This window comes from Flavobacterium sp., from assembly GCF_044338735.1.
In the GTDB taxonomy this organism is placed as follows: Bacteria; Bacteroidota; Bacteroidia; order Flavobacteriales; family Flavobacteriaceae; genus Flavobacterium.
Genome location: NZ_JBIIWV010000104.1, coordinates 1 through 7,834 on the forward strand (window position 1 = coordinate 1; position 7,834 = coordinate 7,834).

5 protein-coding genes are annotated in these 7,834 nt (G+C 34.8%); all 5 read right to left on the reverse strand.

What is annotated here, in order from left to right; translation table 11 throughout:
* Positions 1 to 927 precede the first annotated feature (927 nt).
* Complete coding sequence (locus ACIQZC_RS07570) at positions 928 to 1,476, reverse strand: GNAT family N-acetyltransferase (RefSeq protein WP_396138628.1); 549 nt, start codon at positions 1,474 to 1,476, stop codon at positions 928 to 930.
* Positions 1,477 to 1,727: 251 nt separating this feature from the next.
* Positions 1,728 to 3,962, reverse strand: coding sequence for a M20/M25/M40 family metallo-hydrolase (locus ACIQZC_RS07575; RefSeq protein WP_396138629.1), 2,235 nt, complete (start codon positions 3,960 to 3,962; stop codon positions 1,728 to 1,730).
* A 30-nt stretch (positions 3,963 to 3,992) separates the two neighbouring features.
* Positions 3,993 to 5,231, reverse strand: a complete 1,239-nt coding sequence (gene pepT / locus ACIQZC_RS07580; RefSeq protein ID WP_396138630.1) for a peptidase T — start codon at positions 5,229 to 5,231, stop codon at positions 3,993 to 3,995.
* A gap of 192 nt (positions 5,232 to 5,423) precedes the next feature.
* A complete protein-coding gene (locus ACIQZC_RS07585) occupies positions 5,424 to 7,343 on the reverse strand; it encodes a beta-L-arabinofuranosidase domain-containing protein (RefSeq protein WP_396138631.1) in 1,920 nt (639 codons plus the stop codon).
* Positions 7,344 to 7,345: 2 nt separating this feature from the next.
* The coding region (locus ACIQZC_RS07590; RefSeq protein WP_396138632.1) for a glycoside hydrolase domain-containing protein at positions 7,346 to 7,834 on the reverse strand (489 nt) is incomplete at its 5' end.

Below are 7,834 nucleotides of genomic sequence, written 5' to 3' on the forward strand. Positions count from 1 at the left end.
CTTTCTACAATTAAATCTTTATACTCATTTCTTGTAAAAACATCTAACCAGCCCACAACTGCAAAGCTAACAAAATACAAACCTTCTGAATTATGAAACTTATAATTTCTGCTCATTTATACTTTTGTTTAAAGACTAACCCAAATATAAAAAATAATATCTTTTTATACAATTACCACGCGAAAGGATTCGCGCGGGAGCGGGGGCTATCGGGAATTTTTCATAGTTTAGTTGTTTATTTTTTTAGTTACCACGCGAAAGGATTCGCGCGGGAGCGGGGGAACTTCAATTGGAGTTTGGCTTTTTTTTGTTTTATGAATTGAGGTTTTGTTCGTACTTTGTTCGTACTTTCTTCGATGGTTCTTCGATAAAACACCTATTTTACCGAAGCTCTATCGAACAAGTATCGAAGGAATACCGAACAAAACCCCTTTATTTTTTTGTGGGCACGGATTGTTAATCTGTGCTATCGGTCTATTGTTTTTTCATTGCATATCCTACAATATTCATACCCAATCCAATCATTGTTAAAATTCCTGCAATTAATTGAATTTTACCTGAGTTTTCATATTCAAAGCTAAATAGATAGATCCAAGCAAGATTATAAGGCTTAGGATGTAAAGTAAATTGTTGGTTTTCATATTTTAGTTTTTAATTTGTTAGTTACCACGCGAAAGGAATCGCGCGGGAGTTGAGGCACGGATTGTAAATCCGCGCTATCGGGTTTGCATGTTTATATTTTATGCTCTTTATGGGCACGGATTGTAAATCCGCGCTATCGGGTTGTAAATCCGCGCTGTCGGGTAACGTTCCGGCGCTTGGCGAAGAAGCGGATTTCGAAGCACAAAACTGTCTGCCAGCACTGAACTTGATACGAAGCACAAAGCTACATTTAAGCACTGAACCCGCTTTTTTGCCAAACGCCTGTTAGCGGTTCGGCTTTTTATTTTCCCAAGTTGTCTTTTTCAATTCAAACCAATCTGTTGGGTCGCCTTCATAATCAAAAGTTTCTTTAAAGTCAAAGCCCAATTTAGTCAATACCTTTTTAGAGTTTGCATTTTTCGGGTCAGTTATAGCAAAAATTTTGTCAACATTTAAGTTTGCAAATCCATAGTCCAAAATTGCGATTGAAGATTCTGTAGCAAAACCTTTCCCCCAATGTTTTTTCTTAAACCTATAACCTAGTTCGTAAAAATTGTTGTGTTTATTCAATGGTTGGTTAAAATATTTTAGTCCTGACCAACCAATACATTCGTTTGTTAGTTTATCAATTACAGCCCAACGAGCAATTCCATTTTCTTTGTATTGTTTTTTAAGAATTTCAATCACTTTTGTTATTTCGTCAATTGATTTTACAGGATTATTTTCAATAAACAAATGAACTTCTGGGTCAGAGTCCATTTCGAATAAGTCTTTTTCGTCTGTGTATTCTAATTCTCTTAAAATTAGTCGTTCTGTTTCTGCTAAAATTTTCACTTGTTAATTATTTCTTTTTTTTACTGGGTCGTTTTTAAGCTGACCGCTAACTTGTATATATGCGATACAAAGTTTCGTATATACACCCATATTTGGTTAGATAAGCGAAAGTTTCGTTGAACATTTAATAAAATCAAAAATAATAAATATTTTTACTTATCAATAACTTTTTTTAAATAAATTAAATTAGAGGGCAAAAAAAATCCTCAATACATTGAGGATCATTTTTTTAGGTGGTACAACCATCGTTCTTAAAACTTCACGGTAAAGGTCATGGGTTTGCCTTCTCTCAATACTTTTACTTCTTTGACATCGCCTACGCTTAGTTTTGCCAAGCAATCCATGTAGCTGTACACTTCTTTAATGGTGCAATCGCCAATTTTTACTAAAACATCACCGGCTAGTATGCCTGCTGCTTGTGCTGGGCGGTTATCGCTTACGCCGTCAATGTGCAAGCCGTCGCCGTGGTCGCTATAATCGGGCATAATGCCTAATGTTACTTTGTATTTAGGCACCACTTTTTCTGAGTTCATGCTCGTTTTTGTAAAGGTAATGATGTCTATAGTGGCTACTTCATTGGCTACTCTAAACACATAATCTACAATATTTCTAACGCCATAATAATTGATTTTGTCTTCGTCGTCACTCGGTTTGTGGTAATCGTTGTGCGTGCCGGTAAAGAAATACAACACAGGAATGTCTTTTAAATAAAACGACGTATGGTCAGAAGGGCCTTGCCCAGTATTGTCTAGTGTTACATTAAACCCAGCAGGTTTGTTTTTGTTGACTAGTGCAGAGAAATCGGGTGCTGTTCCTACACCACCTACTACTAAACTTTTGTCTTTGTCTAATCGACCTATCATGTCCATATTAATCATCGTAACCACATTAGGATGTAACGATTTTAAGGTTTCTGCCATGTGTTTTGAACCAATTAATCCGTCTTCTTCACCGGAAAACAAGGCAAAAATATAGTTGACATTTTCTTTGGTTTTATTTTGCGAAAACATGCGTGCTAATTCTAATACACCCGCTACTCCTGAAGCATTGTCGTCGGCTCCGTTGTGAATTTCACCATGCGAATTCGGTTTGGTCGAATGGTTGTGTTCGTTCAATCCTAAATGATCATAATGTGCACCAATTATAATGGTTTTAGCCGCTTTATTGTCCAAAAACGCAATGACATTCGTTCCGTTATTGGCTTTATCACCCGAGCCATCGGTTGCGTGTGGATTCAATTTTATTTTATAATTGAACTTTTGGAAGTAACTTTTGTTGGCATAGGGTTTCAATCCCATTGTTTTGAATTGGTTGGCAATATAATCGGCAGCTTTTTGTTCGCCAACAGAACCCGTTAATCTTCCTTGCAATTCATCCGAAGATAAATAGGTGATGTGTTTTTTTAAGGATTTGGTTTGCGCCAGTTCAGCAGCGTCTCCTTCCACCCAATCGGCAATGAATACATTGGTTTCTCTCGGTTTGCTTTGCATTCTGTTGCTAGAAAACACTAATTTTTTTCCATCAGGAGAAAACATTGGAAACGCATTGAATTCACTTTGATAGGTAATTTGTTCTAGGTTTTCGCCATTCAAATCAATCATGTACAACTGAAAATCGTAGCCTCTTGTTGAATGATGGTTCGAAGAAAAAATAATTTTTTGGTCAGATGGATGAAAAAACGGCGCCCAATTGGCTTTCCCTAAATGGGTGATTTGTTTTAAATTAGATCCGTCAATATTGCACGTATAAATTTCCATTTCAGACGGAGCAACTAAATTTTGTGCCAATAAATCTTTATATTCTTTAATGGCTTCTTCCGTTTTTGGTCGAGACGAACGAAATACTAATTTTTTACTATCGTGAGAAAAGAAACAACCACCATCATAACCTAAACCGGTTGTAATTTGTTTTAGATTACTACCGTCGATATCCATGGTGTATAATTCTAAATCGCCACTTCTAATACTAGTGAAGGCAATTTTTTTACCGTCGGGCGAAACTACTGCTTCGGCATCATAGCCTGGACTGTTGGTTAATTGCTTGGTAATGTTTCCGTTTAAATCGGCGATGTAAATATCAAATTCTGGATAAATAGCCCATAAATATTTGCCTTCAATAGGTTTTGGCGGAGCAGGACACGCATGATCTGCCGCATGGGTTGAAGCGTATAAAATGTGTTTTCCATCGGGCATATAATAGGAACAAGTGGTTCTTCCTTTTCCGGTTGAAACAAGTTGCAAGCTTTTTTCGTTGAATTCTTGCGCTTGTAAGTCCAACATGAAAATTTGGTCACACGAAACACCAAAAGATTTATTAGTTACTTGAAGGGTTAATTTATCGCCTTTCGGACTAAAATAAGCCTCGGCATTATCACCACCAAAGGTAAGTTGTTTGATATTTTTTAAATGTTTCTCTTGTCCAAAACTAGCGATTGAAAGTACTAGTAAAAGAACGAAACTACTTTTTTTAACGGTTGATAAAAACATATTAATTTTAAAATTAGAGCGTTATATTGTTTATTTTTTTGCGGTAAGTTCTGCAATTTTCACGATGACTTCGGTAGCTTTTACTATGCTTTCCACCGGAACATATTCATATTTTCCGTGAAAATTGTGTCCGCCGGCAAAGATATTAGGACACGGCAATCCTTTGTACGATAATTGGCAACCATCAGTTCCACCACGAATGGGTTTAATTAACGGTTTAATGCCTAATTCTTTCATGGCTTTTTCAGCGATTTCTACAATATGAAAAACAGGTTTTACTTTTTCTTTCATGTTGTAGTATTGGTCTTTTACTTCGGCAATGACAATTTCGTCGCCAAATTGTTTTTTCCATTTCTTATTGAATTTGGTAGCCAAATCTTGCACCAACTCTTTTCGGTCTTTAAACTTTTTAGCGTTGTGATCTCTTATGATTAATTCAACCACTGTTTCTTCAATACTTCCGGTAATGCCTACCACGTGATAAAAACCTTCGTATCCTCTTGTTTTTTCAGGAATTTCGTTTTTAGGTAATTTTGAAATGAATTGGTTGGCCAAAAGCATGGAGTTGATCATTTTTCCTTTTGCATATCCCGGATGCACACTTTTTCCTTTGAAGGTAATTTTAGCTCCAGCGGCATTAAAGTTTTCATATTCTAATTCGCCTATTTGGCTGCCATCCATGGTATAAGCCCATTCGCAACCAAACTGTTCTACATCAAATTTATGGGCACCCCTTCCAATTTCTTCATCAGGTGTAAATCCCACGCGAATTTTTCCGTGCTTGATTTCAGGATGCTGAATTAGGTATTCCATCGCTGAGACGATTTCGGTAATTCCGGCTTTATCATCGGCGCCTAGTAGGGTTGTACCGTCAGTTGTAATTAAAGTTTGTCCTTTGTATTGCAATAAATCTTTGAAATAGGCAGGTGATAAAACGATGTTTTGTTTTTTATTCAAAATGATGTCGCCACCATCGTAGTTGGTTACAATTTGCGGTTTTACATTGGCACCAGTAAAATCGGGCGTAGTATCATAATGTGATATAAAACCAATGGTAGGCACTTTGTGTTTTACATTGCTTTCAAGCGTTGCCATTACGTATCCATTTTTGTCAATGGTTACTTCGGTTAAACCTATTTGTTTCAGTTCTTTCACCAAAAGATTAGCTAGGTCTAATTGTTTTTTGGTGCTGGGAGTCGTGTTTGAACTCGCATCTGATTCAGTATCTATAGTTACGTAGCTTACAAAGCGATCGATTATGTGTTGCATGATTTAAAAATTTATGCAAATATAGGAAATCAAAAAACTATTTTTAATAATGATGCTTTGATAATTAAAGTATAAAAAAAAATAACCCCAAAATTGTTGTTATTGTGGCGATAGAAGATTTAACTTCGAACTTTTGAGACTAAAATCTTATTCAAAAAAAGGAAACTGTATTTGATTATCGATTATTTTGTTTTAAAAACTCACTTGTCTTAAAATGGTTTTGCCAAATGGGATAAGCGTAATGTTTTCTAATTGATTAGTTGTTTTATTTTTTGCTTTCAAAATAATTTGACCATTATTGAAGGAAGCTTGATTTTCTTCAATAAATTCAAAACGATTGGTATTAATTGGCTTATAGGTTAAATCATCAAAATGAGTGAAATACGATTTTCCTATTTGCTCAATAGCATCGATGGGTTTCGCATAAAACAATGCGCCGTAACTGAAATATTTCTCTTGATTTTTATCTTCTTTAATTTGAATTTCGGTTTTAAATTCAATTTGAATTTTATCCTCATTTCCAAATTTTCTATCAATAACTATGAAATCATTTTCCAAAACATAGCTTTCATTAGTTATAACTTTAGTAGCCCATGCTGGTTTTCTAATTTTGATTATAGGTTGCGCATAATTAGGATTTGAAATCTTGAAGGTAAATGTATTCTCAAAAGGGTATTCCGTAATGCTTTCAATTTTTATTAATTGATTTTGAATTTTTGTTTCTACAGAATTAGGCATTAAAAGCACATTTACAAGCGTATTTTCGTTTTCTTTTAGCCATGATTTTTCAATGAAATAAGGAGTAATTCTTCCAGCATTGGGATTGCAACAAACAGCTACATCTTGATGTGCAGGTGAATATTTGTATCTGGTTTGATTACGGTTGGGCTCCACTTCACCATTTTTTGTACCCATCATTTCAAACGAATTATCGGTCTTTAGATAAGCTATACAAGAATGATTCGGGTTTCTGGAACCTTGAGCTGCATTGTAGAAAATAGTCTCTATTGCTTCTGCCGTTTTTGGATTTCCTTGCTTTTGTAATAAAACGGTATAACTGTCTAATAATTCATGTAACGAACAATATTCATAACCTGTATGAGTTGCATCTGCAGTTCTTTCGGCAATCCATTCATCGCCAATAGCCCCACCTGTTAGTGTTGTGGTGTTCTCAATTCGTTGAATGTAAATCTCCAATGCTTTTTGTAATTCAGTATTTTTATCAGCATAAGTGGCAACTAATAATGGACGTAAATGCTCGTAGGTATGCACACCATGCGATTGTAACTTGTAGTTTGGATTTAAAATATTGTTCAATTGAACGTCTTTTTCGGATTGATAGGTTTTGCTAAAATCCAAAAATAAAAATAGGGCATAGTTTGCATATTTTGTATCGCCTGTGATTTGATACATTTTATCTAAAACATCGGTAAACGTTAATCCGTGTGATACGCCACCATTAAATGCTTTGCCTGATTCAAACGGACTTGATTTACCTATTGGATAATTTGTCATTACATTATCTACAGCTTTCACAATAGCATTCCATACTTTTTTGTCTTTTGAATACTCATAATACGCCAGTAAACCACGATACATAGTAGCTTTTGACCATAATTCGCCATTTTCTGAATTGAAATTATAACGTAATTCTTTATCGTAAATACCAATATAGCCATCTTCGTCTTGCGATTTTAAAACTTTTTGAACATATTGTTCCACTTTTTTAAGTCCAGCTTTGTCGTTGAGTAAAATTACATTTCGAATGTACCCATCCCACCAATTGGATTGTGTTTCGCTGTTCCACCATTTGTATTGTTCGCTGCCTTCTGCATCACCTTCTTTATTGTTCCCTAAATCTTTAACCTTACTGTTTTTATGCAATCTACCTGTACTGTAAATAGGGTCATTGATTAATTCAGGCACCAATTTATCCAAATTACCCACAAAACCATCAACATCTTTTTGCATTTGTGTCTTCAGCCAGCCAGTGGGTTTGATGCTTCCAAAAGGTAGTATTTGATATTTTTCAGCCACTTTATTTTGGTTTTGACCATGTAATGTCAAAGTGAATAAAGTGAAAATTAGTAGTGTTTTATGAATATTTCTCATAATTAGTAATGATTTGTCATTTTAAAAATAAGTATTCCGCCATTTATAATATCAGAATAGTTTATAATTGGTTTGCTTAATTCTATATTGTTTAGTTTTTGAGTGTTTGAATAACTATTATCTTCAGAAAAATTAGATGTACCTATGGTAAATTTTTTATTATTTTTTAAATGGATTGTAGCGTTTTTGACTTGAGGTACACCCAAAACAAATTCGCCATTTGCTGGATTTACAGGATAAAATCCTAATGAAGATAAAATATACCAAGCCGACATTTGACCGCAATCGTCATTTCCTATCATTCCATCTGTTGTATTATTGTGAAATTCGTTGATGATTTTATGAATGTATTTTTGCCCCACTTTTGGTGTATCTGAAAAAGCATATAAGTAAACAATATGATGACTTGGTTCGTTACCATGCGCATATTGTCCAATCATGGCTTCTTGTCCTAAAAATTTATTTGGATTAACGCTTTCAATGGTGAAAAA